The 13856-nt window shown below is 69.7% G+C and carries 12 protein-coding genes; 6 read left to right on the forward strand and 6 right to left on the reverse strand.

Annotated features, from left to right (window positions below; genetic code table 11):
• Both VNT59_RS17985 and VNT59_RS17990 read right to left on the reverse strand, forming a co-directional pair.
• On the reverse strand, positions 1-549 hold a 549-nt coding region (locus tag VNT59_RS17985), incomplete at its 3' end, for an FAD-binding oxidoreductase (RefSeq protein ID WP_325500645.1).
• Positions 546-1241, reverse strand: a complete 696-nt coding sequence (locus tag VNT59_RS17990) for a GntR family transcriptional regulator (protein ID WP_325500647.1) — start codon at positions 1239-1241, stop codon at positions 546-548. The genes VNT59_RS17985 and VNT59_RS17990, both read right to left, overlap by 4 nt.
• Before the next feature lie 112 nt (positions 1242-1353).
• Between VNT59_RS17990 and VNT59_RS17995 the strand changes: the two genes are divergently transcribed.
• From VNT59_RS17995 to VNT59_RS18020, 6 genes are all read left to right on the forward strand, one after another.
• Complete coding sequence (locus tag VNT59_RS17995) at positions 1354-2601, forward strand: pyridoxal-phosphate-dependent aminotransferase family protein (RefSeq protein ID WP_325500649.1); 1248 nt, start codon at positions 1354-1356, stop codon at positions 2599-2601.
• Positions 2602-2663: 62 nt separating this feature from the next.
• Complete coding sequence (locus tag VNT59_RS18000) at positions 2664-3629, forward strand: tripartite tricarboxylate transporter substrate binding protein (RefSeq protein ID WP_325500651.1); 966 nt, start codon at positions 2664-2666, stop codon at positions 3627-3629.
• On the forward strand, positions 3584-4396 hold the full coding sequence (locus VNT59_RS18005; protein WP_414708414.1) for an enoyl-CoA hydratase/isomerase family protein: 813 nt from the start codon (positions 3584-3586) through the stop codon (positions 4394-4396). Before VNT59_RS18000 ends, VNT59_RS18005 begins: the two co-directional genes overlap by 46 nt.
• A 207-nt stretch (positions 4397-4603) precedes the next feature.
• On the forward strand, positions 4604-5548 hold the full coding sequence (locus VNT59_RS18010) for an alpha/beta hydrolase (protein WP_325500655.1): 945 nt from the start codon (positions 4604-4606) through the stop codon (positions 5546-5548).
• 72 nt (positions 5549-5620) lie between these two features.
• Positions 5621-6091, forward strand: a complete 471-nt coding sequence (locus VNT59_RS18015; RefSeq protein ID WP_325500657.1) for an OsmC family protein — start codon at positions 5621-5623, stop codon at positions 6089-6091.
• A gap of 11 nt (positions 6092-6102) precedes the next feature.
• Positions 6103-6447 carry an antibiotic biosynthesis monooxygenase gene (locus VNT59_RS18020; protein ID WP_325500659.1) on the forward strand — a complete coding sequence of 115 codons (345 nt, stop codon included), beginning with the start codon at positions 6103-6105 and terminating at the stop codon, positions 6445-6447.
• Between the two features lie 70 nt (positions 6448-6517).
• Here the strand turns inward: VNT59_RS18020 and narI are convergent, their stop codons facing one another.
• The 4 genes from narI to VNT59_RS18040 form a co-directional block, all read right to left on the reverse strand.
• A complete protein-coding gene (gene narI, locus VNT59_RS18025; protein ID WP_325500662.1) occupies positions 6518-7303 on the reverse strand; it encodes a respiratory nitrate reductase subunit gamma in 786 nt (261 codons plus the stop codon).
• A 1-nt stretch (position 7304) separates the two neighbouring features.
• Positions 7305-8828 carry a nitrate reductase subunit beta gene (gene narH / locus VNT59_RS18030; protein ID WP_325500664.1) on the reverse strand — a complete coding sequence of 508 codons (1524 nt, stop codon included), beginning with the start codon at positions 8826-8828 and terminating at the stop codon, positions 7305-7307.
• A 151-nt stretch (positions 8829-8979) separates the two neighbouring features.
• A complete protein-coding gene (locus tag VNT59_RS18035; RefSeq protein WP_325500666.1) occupies positions 8980-12786 on the reverse strand; it encodes a nitrate reductase subunit alpha in 3807 nt (1268 codons plus the stop codon).
• Between the two features lie 34 nt (positions 12787-12820).
• Positions 12821-13856 (reverse strand): MFS transporter (locus tag VNT59_RS18040; RefSeq protein WP_325500668.1); only part of this gene is annotated, 1036 nt, incomplete at its 5' end.

Consider the following 13856-nt stretch of genomic DNA (forward strand, 5'->3'; position numbering starts at 1 on the left):
CATGTTGCCGTACGCGATGCTGCGGCTGCCGCACGAGTTGTTGCCGGCCATGCCGCCGAGCGTGGCCTGCGCGCTGGTCGACACGTCGACCGGGTACCACAGGCCCGATTGCTTGAGCGACTGGTTCAGGTGGTCCAGCACGATGCCGGGCTCGACCTCCACCGTGCGGCCGGCGGCGTCGAACTGAAGCACGTTGCGCACGTGGCGCGAATGGTCGATCACCAGGCCGGCGCCGACGGTCTGGCCGCACTGGCTGGTGCCGCCGCCGCGCGGCACGATGGGCACCTGCAGGTCGCGGCAGATGTCCAGCGCCAGTTTCACGTCGTCGCTCGAGCGCGGCACGAACACGCCGACCGGCATCGCCTGGTAGATCGAGGCATCGGTGGCGTAGCGGCCGCGGTCGGCGAGCGAGAACAGCACGTCGCCGCGGGTCTCCCTGGCCAGTCGCTGCGCCAGCTTGCCGGCGACCTCGTTGCCGGCGCGGGCGACCGTGTCGTAGGCGCCGGCCGCGCTTTCGCGCGCCACCTTCACCGGCAGCGGGGCGTTCATCGCCGCGCTCCCGCCGCCCGTGCCGCCGCTTCCCGGCGCAGCTGTTCCAGCACCACGTCGCGCTTGTTTTCCAGGTGGGTGAGGAGAACGCCGCGCATCGCGGCGGCGTCCCCGGCGGCCAGGGCGTCGATCATCTGCTCGTGCTCCTTGACGGCGCGCTTCCACTTTTCGCCGTCCTGGTTGGACCGGAAGCGCAGCGCCTGCAGCCGGGCATTCACCTGGTTGTAGGTGGCGGTCAGCACCGGGTTCTTGGCCGCGGCGTTGATGGCGCGGTGGATCTGCGCGTTGATGCGGTAATAGGCCGAGAGGTCGCCGCGGGTGTAGGCGGCCAGCATCTCGAAGTGCATGGCCCGGACTTCGGCCAGTTCGGCGGCGGTGATCCGGCGCGCCGCCAGTTCCCCCGACAGGGCTTCCAGGCCGGCCATCACCTCGAAGGTGTTGGCGACGTCCTGCTCGGTGAGCGACAGGGCCACGGCGCCGCGGTTGGGCAGCAGTTCCACCAGGCCTTCGGCGGCCAGCATCTTGATCGCCTCGCGCAAGGGCGTGCGCGAGACCTCCAGCACTTCCGACAGTTCGCGCTCGTTCAGCTTGGCGCCCGGCGCGATGCGGCCTTCCACCAGCATCTGGCGCAGACGCATGGCCACCTGCTCGTGCAGGGCGGCCCGCGGGATGGAAATCACGTCGGCACTCATGGATTCGATTGTATGCAAAAACGTTGCACTGCTGCGGAGATCCCCAGGAGGTACTCCGCTTGACAACCGAATTTTGTATGCAAAAAATGGGCGCTTCTCTGAAAGCCACGCCATGCTGACGCTCGATTTCCATCCCACCGGCCGCCATTTCCTGCAGATCCCCGGGCCGTCGCCCGTCCCCGACCGCATCCTGCGGGCCATGAGCCTGCCGACGATCGACCACCGCGGCCCCGAGTTCGGCGTCCTGGGGCGGCGGGTGCTCCAGGGCATCGCGCAGGTCTTCCAGACCCGGCATCCGGTGGTGATCTATCCGGCCTCGGGCACCGGCGCCTGGGAAGCGGCGCTGGCCAACACCATGAGCCCGGGCGACCACGTGCTGATGTACGAGACCGGCCATTTCGCCAGCCTGTGGAAGAAGATGGCCACGCGGCTGGGACTGGAGGCCGAGTTCCTCGCCTGGCGCGGCGCCGACCCCCGGCTGCCGGAGGCGGCGAGCTGGCGCCGCGGCGTGCAGGCCGACCTGATCGAGGAGCGCCTGCGCGCCGACCGGCAGCATTCGATCAAGGCCGTGTGCGTGGTCCACAACGAGACCTCCACCGGCGCCACCAGCGACATCCTGGCGGTGCGCCGCGCCATCGACGCGGCCGGCCACCCGGCGCTGCTGATGGTCGACAGCATCTCCGGACTGGCCTGCGCCGACTACCGCCACGACGAGTGGGGCGTCGACGTCACGATCAGCGGCTCGCAGAAGGGGCTGATGCTGCCGCCCGGCATCAGCTTCAACGCGCTCTCGCCCAAGGCGCTCGAGGCCAGCCGCGCGTCGAAGCTGCCCAAGTCGTTCTGGGCCTGGGACGAGATCGTCGAGATGAACAAGGGCGGCTACTGGCCCTACACGCCCAACACCAACCTGCTGTACGGGCTGGCCGAGGCCTGCGACATGCTGCTGGCGCCCGAGCACGGCGGCCTGCCGGCGGTGTTCGCGCGCCACCAGCGCTGGGGCGAGGGCGTGCGCGCGGCGGTGCGGGCATGGGGCCTGGACATCCAGTGCGCCGACCCCGCCGTCTACTCGCCGGTGCTGACCGGCGTCATGATGCCCGACGGCGTCGACGCCGACGCCGTGCGCCAGCTGATCTACCAGCGCTTCGACTGTTCGCTGGGCACCGGCCTGGGCAAGGTCAAGGGCCGGATGTTCCGGATCGGGCACCTGGGCGACTGCAACGACCTCACGCTGATGGCCACGCTGGCCGGCTGCGAGATGGGTCTGAAGCTGGCCGGCGTGCCGCTCGCGGGATCGGGCGTGCAGGCCGCGATGGACTTTTTCGGCGCGCATCCCGGCCAGGGGCCGGCCGCCGGACGCTGAGGTCGCGCGCCGCTGCGCCGGCGCGCTGGTGGAGTCGAGATTCACACAACAGGAGACATACCATGAAACGCCGTTCCTTCGTCATCGCGACCGCCTCGTCCGTCGCGGCACCCTTGCTGCGCGCGCAGTCGCTGCCCGCCGGCCCGATCCGCATCGTCGTCGGCTTCGCCCCCGGCGGCGGCACCGACATCCTGGCGCGGGTGATGGCGCAGAAGCTGGCGCCGATGTGGAACACCCAGGTGATCGTCGAGAACCGCGCCGGCGCCTCCGGCACCATCGCGGCCGATCTCACCTCGAAGGCGGCCGGCGACGGCACCACGCTGATGATGGCCCACATCAACAGCCACGCCATCGCCCCGGCGCTGATGAAGCTGAACTACGACGCCGAGCGCGACTTCCAGCCGGTGATGCTGGTCGGCGTCACGCCCAACCTGCTGATCTGCAACGAGCAGCAGCCGGCCAAGACGGTGAAGGACCTGGTGGAGCTGTGCAAGAAGAACCCGGGCAAGGTGAGCTTCGGCTCCGCCGGCACCGGCTCGGCGCAGCACCTGGCGCTGGAGATGTTCAAGCTGCAGGCCGGCGTCAGCGCCATCCACGTGCCGTACAAGGGCTCGGGCCCGATGCTCACCGACCTGATCGGCGGCCAGATCCAGTACAGCTTCGACACCATGACGGCGGCCACGCCGCATGTGAAGAGCGGCAAGGCCCACGCGATCGCCCAGACCCGGGAGAAGCGCGCCAAGGGCCATCCGAACGTGCCCACGATGGCCGAATCCGGCTTCCCCGGGTTCGAGGCGACCACCTGGTACGGCATCTCGGGTCCGGCCAAGATGCCGGCCGCCATGGCCAAGCGCATGAACGAGGACATGAACAAGGTGCTGCAGATGCCCGACGTCATGGAGAAGTTCGAGCAGTACGGCGCCGAGGACGGCGGCGGCTCGCCCGAGAAGTTCGCCAAGTTCATCCAGGTCGAGGCGCGCAAATGGGCCAAGGTGGTGAAGGACGCCAACGTGAAGGCCGACGCGTGAGCGGGACCGTGCGGCTCGCCATCGACGGCCCGGTCGCGTCGATCGTGTTCGACCGGCCGGCCGCCCGCAACGCCATGACCTGGAGCATGTACCAGGAACTGGCGGCGATCTGCGAGCGGCTGCCCAACGAGCCCGGCGTGCGCGTGGCGTGCCTGCGCGGCGCCGGCGGCGAAGCGTTCGTCGCCGGCACCGACATCGAGCAGTTCAAGTCCTTCGACGGCGCCCGGGGCGTGGAGTACGAGCGCGGCATCGACGCCGGCATGGCGCGCCTGCAGGCGCTGCCGCTGCCGACGGTGGCCGTGATCGAGGGCTGGTGCGTGGGCGGCGGCCTGGCGATCGCCACCGCCTGCGACATCCGCATCGGCAGCACCACGGCGCGGCTGGGGGTGCCGATCGCCAAGACGCTGGGCAACTGCCTGTCCGGCTCCAACATCGCGCACCTGGTGGCCGCGTTCGGCCGGCCGCGGGTGCAGCGGATGCTGATCGGCGCCGAGATCCTGCGGGCGGAGGAAGCGCTGGCCTGCGGCTACCTGGCCGAAGTGGTCGCGCCCGAAGCGGTCGACAACGCCGCCGACAGCCTGTGCCAGCGCCTGGCGACGCTCGCCCCGGTGACCCAGGAGGTCAGCAAGGAGGCGCTGCGGCGGCTGTTGACCCTGAACCTGCCCGACGTGCACGACCTGATCCTGCGCACCTACGACAGCGCGGACTTCCACGAGGGCGTCGCTGCCTTCACGCAGAAGCGGCCGCCGGTCTGGCGCGGGCGCTGACGGCCGGCCCGCCGCCCCCGGGGTTCCTGCGGGCGCCGGCGGCCGGTTACGCAATCCCAGGTTTGTTGCAGCCGATCGGCCCCTCGGCCCGGACGGCTGCGGTGCAATGGATCCGCAGCCAAGGATCCGCATGACCAGCAACCTCTTCGATCGGGCCGGCCGCCGGCCGCAGTGCCGGCGCTCGGCCCGGGCGGCGGGGTCGGCCTGATGGCCGGCCGACCGCCCGGGCCGTCGCCCGCCGCGCCGATCGGCCCGCCGCCGGACCTGGCGGCGTCGGTCGCCGGCGAGGAGGATCCGGGCGCCTCGCTCGACCTGTCGCTGCCGACGGCGAGTGCCGCCGCTCCGCCGCGCCTGCCCGATGCCGCCGCCGCGACGCCGGACCCCATGCCGCCGCGGCAGAAGCTGGAGACGCGCGCCGGCTGGCTCGAATACACGCTCTCGGGCCACGGGCCGGCGACCATCGTCCTGTTCAACGGCGCCGGGGTCACGCTCGACGGCTGGCAGGCGCTCTACCCGGAGATCGAATCGATCGGCCGCGTTTTCGCCTGGAACCGCTTCGGCCTGCAGGGCAGCGACGAGCCGCCGCCGCTGCAGGATGGCGAGTTGATCGTCGCCTCGGTGCGCGAGCTGATGGCGCAGGCCGGCCTGCGGCCGCCGTACGTGCTGGTCGGCCACTCGCTGGGCGGGCTGCACGCGAACCTGTTCGCGCGGCTGCATCCGGATGAAGTCGCCGCGTTGCTGCTGATCGAGGCCACCCACCCGCGCGACGACGAGGTGCTGCAGCAGGATGCCTCGCAGCTCAGCCGCGGGTTGGCGAAGGTGTTGGCCGAGCCGCCCGAGCAGTTCGAGGCCAACCTGCGGGCCGAGCTCGAGGCCGCGCCCGAGACCGTGCAGCAGGTCAGGACGGCCGGCCCGTTTCCGCGCGTGCCGGTGGCGGTCATCAGCGGCGCCATGGAGCCGCCGAAATCACTGCTGCCGCCCGACGCGGCGCAGGCCAGGCAGGCCCGCCAGGAGGCGCTGGCCCGGCTCTCGCCGGACGGCGAACACGTGATCGCGGCGCGCAGCGGCCACTTCCCGCAGCGCAGCGAGCCCGAACTGGTGCTCGCCGTGCTGCGCCGGCTGATCGAGCGGGCGCTGCCGCCGGCCCCCTGAGCGGCAGGGTCGGTGCTCGACACGGGCGGCGCCGGCGGGCGACACTCCGCTTCTTTTGCAGTCGAGGATTCCATGGCCCCTTACACGGCGCATGTGCTCTGGGAGCGCGACGGCGCGGACTTCACAGCCAACCGCTACAGCCGGCGGCACCGCCTGCGCTTCGACGGCGGGGCGGACGTGCTGGCCTCGGCCTCGCCGCACGTCGTGCCCGGCCCCCTGTCCGACCCCGCGGGCGTCGATCCGGAGGAGGCGTTCGTCGCGTCGCTGGCCAGCTGCCACATGCTGTGGTTCCTGGCCCTGGCCGCCCGGCAGGGCTACACCGTCGATCGCTACAGCGACGAGGCGCAAGGCGTGCTGGCGCGCAACGCGGCCGGCAAGATGGCCATGACGCAGGTGACCTTGCGGCCGCAGGCCGCCTTTTCCGGCGACCGCCGGCCGACACCCGAGCAACTGCGGCAGCTGCACCACCGGGCGCACGAGGAGTGCTTCATCGCCAATTCCGTGACCACCGAGGTGCGCTGCGAGCCGGTGCAAGCCACCTGAAAGGAGCGCCCATGCTGGCCGTCATCTTCGAAGTCTGGCCGGAGCCGGCGCAGCGCGCCCGCTATTTCGACTGGGCCGCCGAGCTCAAGGCGCAGCTGCTGCAGATGGAGGGTTTCCTCTCGATCGAGCGCTTCCAGAGCCTGACCGAACCCGACAAGGTGCTGTCGCTGTCCTTCTGGCGCGACGAGGCGTGCCTGGCCGCGTGGCGCAACCTCGAGGCGCACCGCGCCGCGCAGGCCGCCGGCCGCGGCGGCATCTTCCGCGACTACCGGCTGCGCATCGCCGCCGTGGTGCGCGACTACGGCATGGACCAGCGCGAACAGGCGCCGGCCGATTCGCGCCGGGCGCACGGCTGAATCGCCGGCCGCGGCGCGGAAGGCCGCGCACCGGGCCGCTGCGCCACCATCGATTCGCAGCCGGGGCCGGTCAGGGTCCCCGGTCCAGGGCGCTCGCGACATTGAGCGGCGGCACGGCGCTCGGCTGGCCGGGCAGGTCATGTCCCGGCGGCACGTCCAGCCGTCGCGAGCGCACCACCTGGTAGGGCCGGAACAGGAAGAGCGCCGCGGCGAAGCCGCTCCAGACGTGCACCAGCCGGCTGAAGGGCAGCAGCAGGAAGATCGTCAGGCCCAGCACCACGTGGACCTGGAACGACCAGTGCAGCGCGGCCAGGGCGGTGGCGTCCACCGGCCGCAGCGTCACGATGCGCTGCGCCCAGTCGGCCAGCACCAGCATCACGCTGCCGTCGGCGTGGCGCAGCGACTGCGGCAGCGTGGCGAGGCCCAGCACCAGCTGGAGCCAGAGCACCGCCAGCACGGCGATGTCGCTGGGATGGCTGGTGTGGCGGATGCGGTGATCGGCCAGGCGCCGGTACAGCAGCATGGTGAGGCCGACGAAGGTGACGGCGCCGGCGATGCCGCCGGCGGTCACGGCCAGGACCTGCTTGGCGGCCGCGCTCAGGAACACGCCGTAGACGCTGTGCGGCGTGAACAGCCCCACCAGGTGCCCGAAGAACAGGAACAGGATGCCGAGGTGGAACAGGTTGCTGCCCCAGCGCAGCAGCCGCGCGCGCAGCAGCTGCGAGGAGTCGCTCTTCCAGCTGTACTGGTTCTGGTCGAAGCGGATCAGGCTGCCGATCAGGAACACGGCAAAGCAGACGTAGGGGTAGACCTGGAACAGGAACCCGTGCAGCGTAGTCGTCGCGGTGGCCGTCATGTCAGATCTCCGCCTTGATCGGGATCGTGCGCTTCTTCTCGGCGCCGAACAGGCTGGCGCCGGAGACGCCCTCCGACGATCCGTTGCTGAAGCTGAACCCGGCGCCCCCGCGCACGTTGAAGGCGTTTTCGGCGTATTCGCGGTGCACCGTCGGGATGACGAAGCGATCCTCGTAATTGGCGATCGCCATGACCCGGTACATGTCATCGGCCTGCGCCTGCGTGAGCCCCACCTGCTCCAGCAGGTCCGTGTCGGCACGCTGGTGCAGGTGCTTGCCGCGGTGGAAGGCGCGCATGGCCAGCAGGCGTTCCAGCGCGCGGATCACCGGGCCGCTGTCGCCGGCGGCCAGCATGTTGGCCAGGTATTTCACCGGGATGCGCAGCTGGCCCACGTCCGGGATCTGGCCGCCGGCGTGCAGCTGCCCGGCGTCCACGGCCTCGCTGATCGGCGACAGCGGCGGCACGTACCAGACCATCGGCAGCGTGCGGTACTCGGGATGCAGCGGCAGCGCCACCTTCCATTGCACGGCCATCCTGTAGACCGGGCTGGCGCGGGCGGCTTCCAGCCATTGGTCGGGCACGCCGTCCAGGTGCGCCTGCGCGGCGACCTTGGGATCGTGCGGGTCCAGGAAGAGGTCCAGTTGCGCCTGGTACAGGGCGCGCTCGTCTTGGAGGCTGGCCGCCTCGCGGATCCGGTCGGCGTCGTACAGCAGCACGCCCAGGTAGCGGATGCGGCCGACGCAGCTTTCGGAGCAGACCGTGGGCTGGCCGGCCTCGATGCGCGGGTAGCAGAAGATGCATTTCTCGGCCTTGCCGCTCTTCCAGTTGTAGTAGGTCTTCTTGTACGGGCAGCCCGAGACGCACATGCGCCAGCCCCGGCACTTGTCCTGGTCGACCAGCACGATGCCGTCTTCCTCGCGCTTGTAGATCGAGCCGGACGGACAGGAGGCCACGCAGGAGGGATTCAGGCAGTGCTCGCACAGGCGCGGCAGGTACATCATGAAGGTGTGCTCGTACTTGGCGTACATCTCCTTCTGGATGTCGTCGAAGTTGCGGTCGCGGCTGCGCTTGGCGAACTCGCCGCCCAGGATCTCCTCCCAGTTCGGGCCCCAGACGATCTTGTCCATCTGCCGGCCGTCGATCAGGCTGCGCGGGCGGGCCGTGGGCGAGGCCTGCATCTCGGGCGCGGACTGCAGGTGCGCGTAGTCGTAGGTGAAGGGCTCGTAGAAGTCGTCGATCTCGGGCAGGTTGGGGTTGGCGAAGATGCGCATCAGCAGCCCCCAGCGCGTGCCCTGGCGCGGATGGATGGAGCCGTCGGCGTGCCGCACCCAGCCGCCGTTCCAGCGGTCCTGGTTCTCCCATTCCTTCGGATAGCCGATCCCGGGCTTGCTCTCGACGTTGTTGAACCAGACGTACTCCATGCCCGGCCGGCTGGTCCATACGTTCTTGCAGGTGACCGAACAGGTGTGGCAGCCGATGCACTTGTCCAGGTTCAGCACCATGGCGATCTGCGCGCGGATTTTCATGCTGCCTCCCGCCGAGCCGCCTCAAGGGAGGCACACCCCCCGCGGGGGGGCAGAGAACGAATGTGAACGTGGGGGGCCGTATTGCCCCGGGAAGCCGCCTCCAGGGAGGCACGCCTCCCCAGGGGCCAGCGAACGAATGCGAGCGTGGGGGTCATGCCGTTTCTCCCTGATCGAGCGTTGGCTTGATCAACTGCTCCGCGACCGGGGTGTCGAGCCAGTCCACCTTGGCCATCTTGCGCACCACCACGAACTCGTCGCGGTTGGTGCCGATCGTGCCGTAGTAGTTGAAGCCGTAGCTGAACTGCGCGTAGCCGCCGATCATGTGCGTCGGCTTGAGCACCACGCGGGTGACCGAGTTGTGGATGCCGCCGCGCACGCCGTTCATTTCCGAGCCCGGCGTGTTCACGATCTTCTCCTGCGCGTGGTACATCATCACCATGCCGGGCCGCACGCGCTGGCTGACCACCGCGCGGGCGGTGAGGGCGCCGTTGACGTTGAACAGCTCGATCCAGTCGTTGTCCTCGATTTCCGCCCGGCGCGCATCCTCCTCGCTGATCCACACGCACGGGCCGCCGCGGCTGAGCGTGAGCATGATCAGGTTGTCGGTGTAGGTGGAGTGGATGCCCCACTTCTGGTGCGGCGTGATGAAGTTCAGCACGATCTCGGGATGGCCGTTCGGCTTCGCGCCCGCGATGGCCGCCGTGGCCTTGAGATCGACCGGCGGGCGGTAGCTGCTCAGGCCCTCGCCGAAGGCCAGCATCCAGGGGTGGTCGAGGTAGAAGTGCTGGCGGCCGGTGAGGGTGCGCCACGGGATCAGCTCGTGGACGTTGGTGTAGCCGGCGTTGTAGGAGACCTTCTCGCTTTCCAGGCCGCTCCAGGTCGGCGACGAGATGATCTTGCGCGGTTGCGCCTGGATGTCGCGGAAGCGGATCTTCTCGTCCTGGCGGTGCAGCGCCAGGTGCGCGTGCTCGCGGCCGGTCGCCTTCGACAGCGCCTCCCAGGCCTTCACCGCGACGTGGCCGTTGGTCTCGGGCGCCAGCTGCAGGATCACCTCGCAGGCGTCGATGTCGCTGCGGATGCTGGGCATTCCCCGGCTGACTCCCGGCTCGGCCACCACGCCGTTCAACTGCCCCAGCTGCGCGACCTCCTCCTGCGTGTTCCAGCCGATGCCCTTGCCGCCGTTGCCCAGCCTGGCCATCAGCGGGCCCAGGGCCGTGTAGCGCTGGTAGGTGTTGGGATAGTCGCGCTCGACCACCGTCATCTGCGGCGCGGTCCTGCCGGGGACCAGGTCGCATTCGCCGCGTCCCCAGTCGGCCACCCCGAACGGCTGGCCCAGCTCGGCGGGCGAGTCGTGCGCGAGCGGCGTCAGCACCAGGTCGCGCTCCAGGCCCAGATGCCCCGGGCACAGCTCGCTGAACTTCTGCGCGAAGCCCTTGTAGATGTCCCAGTCGCTGCGCGACTGCCAGGCCGGGTCCACCGCCGCGCCCAGCGGGTGGATGAAGGGATGCATGTCGGTGGTGTTGAGGTCGTTCTTCTCGTACCAGGTGGCCGTGGGCAGCACGATGTCCGAGTACAGGCAGGTCGTGCTCATGCGGAAGTCCAGCGTCACCAGCAGGTCGAGCTTGCCTTGCGGCGCCGCGTCGTGCCAGGCGACCTCGCGCGGCTTGGCGCCGTCGGCGCCGAGGTCCTTGCCCTGGACGCCGTTGCCCGTGCCCAGCAGGTGCCTGAGGAAGTACTCGTGGCCCTTGCCGGAGGAGCCAAGAATGTTCGAGCGCCACACGAACATGTTGCGCGGCCAGTTGGCCGGATGGTCGGGGTCGCCGCAGCTGAGCTTGAGCGAACCGTTCTTCAGCGCCGCGGCGGCATATTCCTTCGGGTCGGTGCCGGCGGCCTGCGCGTCGCGCACCACCTGCAGCGGATTGGTCTGCAGCTGCGGCGCCGACGGCAGCCAGCCCATGCGCTCGGCCCGCACGTTGTAGTCGATCATGCTGCCGCCGAACGCGGCGCGGTCGGCCAGCGGCGAGAGGATTTCGTCCACCCCCAGCTTCTCGTAGCGCCACTGGTCGGTGTGGGCGTAGAAGAACGAGGTGGAGTTCATCTGCCGCGGCGGCCGGATCCAATCGAGTGCGAACGCCAGCGGCGTCCAGCCGGTCTGCGGCCGCAGCTTTTCCTGGCCGACGTAATGGGCCCAGCCGCCGCCGCTGCGGCCGATGCAGCCGCACATCATCAGCATGTTGATGACGCCGCGGTAGTTCATGTCGCTGTGGTACCAGTGGTTCATGGCGGCGCCGATGATCACCATCGAGCGCCCCTGGGTCTCGTGTGCGTTGCGGGCGAACTGCCGCGCCACCGCGATCACCTGCGCGCGCGGCACGCCGGTGATCCGTTCCTGCCAGGCGGGGGTGTAGGGCAGGTCGTCGTCGAACGACCGCGCCGCCTGTTCGCCGTCCAGGCCGCGCGGCACGCCGTAGTTGGCCACCAGCAGGTCGAACACCGTGGCCACCAGTGCCTTGCCGTCGCGCAGCGCGAGCCGTTTCACGGGGACGACGCGCAGCAGCACGTCGGCCGGCTGCTTGTTGGCGGGGAAATGCTCGTGGTCGACGCCGCCGAAATAGGGGAAGGCCACGCGCGCGCTATCGCGCCCGGGCTTGCGCCCTTCCAGCAGCGACAGTTGCAGCCGCACCGTGGCGCCCGTGCGCGCCTCCTTGTCCTCCAGGTTCCAGCGGCCCTGGTCGGCGCGGCCGTCGGGGCCCCAGCGAAAGCCGATGGCGCCCTGCGGGACGACCACCTCGCCGTCGTCGTCGAGCGCCACGGTCTTCCAGGCCGGGTTGTTCTCCTGGCCCAGGTGGTCGGCGAAATCCGACGCGCGCGCGTAGCGGTCGGGCACCGCCACGACGTCGCCGTTGGCCAGCGTGTGCTCCTTGAGCAGCACCAGCATCGGCAGGTCGGTGTAGCGACGCACGTAGTCGTCGAAGTAGGCGCTGCGCTGGCCGTCCTGGGGAAAATAGAACTCCTTGAGGATCACGTGGCCCATGGCCATGGCGACGGCCGCATCCGTGCCCTGCTTCGGATGCACCCAGATGTCGCACAGCTTGGCGACTTCGGAATAGTCCGGCGTGATGGCGACCGTGGTGGTGCCCTTGTAGCGGACCTCGGTGAAGAAATGCGCGTCCGGGGTGCGCGTCTGCGGCACGTTGGAGCCCCAGGCGATGATGTAGCCGGCGTGGTACCAGTCGGCCGACTCCGGCACGTCGGTCTGCTCGCCCCAGACCTGCGGGCTGGACGGCGGCAGGTCGCAATACCAGTCGTAGAAGCTCATGCAGACGCCGCCGATCAGCGACAGGTAGCGCGTGCCGGCCGCATAGCTCACCATCGACATGGCCGGAATCGGCGAGAAGCCGATGATCCGGTCCGGTCCGTGGCGCTCGATGGTGTGGATGTTGGCGGCGACGACGATCTCGTTCACTTCGTTCCAGGTCGAACGCACGAAGCCGCCGAGTCCGCGCACCTGCTGGTAATCGCGCCGCGTCGCCTCGTCGCCGACGATCGAGGCCCAGGCCTCCACCGGCCGCATGGTCTGGCGCGCCTGGCGCCAGGCCTTGAGCAGTCGCCCGCGCACCATGGGGTACTTCAGGCGGTTGGCGCTGTACAGGTACCAGCTGTAGCTGGCGCCGCGGGCGCAGCCGCGCGGCTCGTGGTTGGGCATGTCCCAGCGCGTGCGCGGGTAGTCGACCTGCTGGATTTCCCAGGTCACGATGCCGCCCTTGACGTAGATCTTCCAGGAACAGGAGCCGGTGCAGTTGACACCGTGGGTGCTGCGCACGATCTTGTCGGCGGCCCAGCGGTTGCGATAGGCGTCTTCCCAGGTGCGGTCCTCGTTGGTCACGCGCCCGTGGCCGCCGGCGAAGGTTTCGCGCGGCCGGGAGAAGTAGGTCAGGCGGTCCAGGAAGTGGCTCATGCGCTGTCCTCCGCAGGTTCGAGCTTCCGGCTCGTCAGCACGGCATCGGCGCGTTCCGGCGCGCGTAGTACCACCAGGTGAGCGCGATGCAGACGAGGTAGAAGGCGATGAACACGTACAGCGCGGCTTCGGGGCCGCCGGTCATGGTGATGGAGGTGCCGTAGCTCTTCGGAATGAAGAAGCCGCCGTACGCGCCGATGGCCGCCGCGAAGCCCAGCGTCGCCGCGCCTTCGGTATTGCCCTCCCTGATCGCCCGCGCCTTCGCTTCGGGCTGGGCTTGGTCGACGCGCGCCAGCGCCTGGTTCAGGAAGATCACGGGGATCATGCGGAAGGTGGAGCCGTTGCCGATGCCGGTGGTCAGGAACAGCACCAGGAACATGAGGAAGAATCCGGTGAAGCTGCCGCCGGACGGGCCGCTCGGCAGGAAGAACAGGACACCGGCCACGGCCAGTGCCATCACGATGAAGTTCCAGAAGGTCACCCGGGCGCCGCCCAGCTTGTCCGAGAGCCAGCCGCCGAACGGGCGGACCACGGCGCCGACGAACGGGCCCATCCAGGCGTAGGCGAGCGGGTTCACGCCCGGGAACTGGCTCTTGATCAGGAGCGGGAAGCCGGCCGCGTAGCCGATGAAGGAGCCGAAGGTTCCCAGATACAGCCAGCACATCAGCCAGTTGTGCTTGCGCCGGAAGATCGTCGCCTGGGTGGCGAACGAGGCCTTGGCATCGGCGATGTCGTTCATGCCGATCCACGCCGCGATCGACGCGAGGACGATCCAGGGCACCCAGATGAAGGCCGCGTTCTGGGTCCAGACCTGCACGGGCTGGCCGTCCCTGACGATCGTCTGCGGCGCGCCGCCGATGATGCCGAAGACGCCGGCGGTGACCACCAGCGGGCTGAGGAACTGGACGACCGAGACGCCCACGTTGCCGAGGCCGGCGTTGACGCCCAGCGCCGAACCCTTGCGCTCCTTCGGGAAGAAGAAGCTGATGTTGGCCATGCTGGAGCTGAAGTTGCCGCCGCCGAAGCCGCACAGCAGCGCCAGCATCAGCATGGTCGGATAGCTGGTCGTG

The organism is Ramlibacter sp., from assembly GCF_035554825.1.
In the GTDB taxonomy this organism is placed as follows: domain Bacteria; phylum Pseudomonadota; class Gammaproteobacteria; order Burkholderiales; family Burkholderiaceae_C; genus Ramlibacter.

Bases quoted from the DNA above. Each gene is read 5' to 3' on its own strand.
- VNT59_RS17990 (WP_325500647.1), bottom strand. From the start codon at position 1,241: ATGAGTGCCGACGTGATTTCCATCCCGCGGGCCGCCCTGCACGAGCAG.
- VNT59_RS18010 (WP_325500655.1), top strand. From the start codon at position 4,604: ATGGCCGGCCGACCGCCCGGGCCGTCGCCCGCCGCGCCGATCGGCCCG.
- narH (WP_325500664.1), bottom strand. From the start codon at position 8,828: ATGAAAATCCGCGCGCAGATCGCCATGGTGCTGAACCTGGACAAGTGC.
- VNT59_RS18005 (WP_414708414.1), top strand. From the start codon at position 3,584: ATGGGCCAAGGTGGTGAAGGACGCCAACGTGAAGGCCGACGCGTGAGC.
- VNT59_RS17995 (WP_325500649.1), top strand. From the start codon at position 1,354: ATGCTGACGCTCGATTTCCATCCCACCGGCCGCCATTTCCTGCAGATC.
- narI (WP_325500662.1), bottom strand. From the start codon at position 7,303: ATGACGGCCACCGCGACGACTACGCTGCACGGGTTCCTGTTCCAGGTC.
- VNT59_RS18035 (WP_325500666.1), bottom strand. From the start codon at position 12,786: ATGAGCCACTTCCTGGACCGCCTGACCTACTTCTCCCGGCCGCGCGAA.
- VNT59_RS18020 (WP_325500659.1), top strand. From the start codon at position 6,103: ATGCTGGCCGTCATCTTCGAAGTCTGGCCGGAGCCGGCGCAGCGCGCC.
- VNT59_RS18000 (WP_325500651.1), top strand. From the start codon at position 2,664: ATGAAACGCCGTTCCTTCGTCATCGCGACCGCCTCGTCCGTCGCGGCA.
- VNT59_RS18015 (WP_325500657.1), top strand. From the start codon at position 5,621: ATGGCCCCTTACACGGCGCATGTGCTCTGGGAGCGCGACGGCGCGGAC.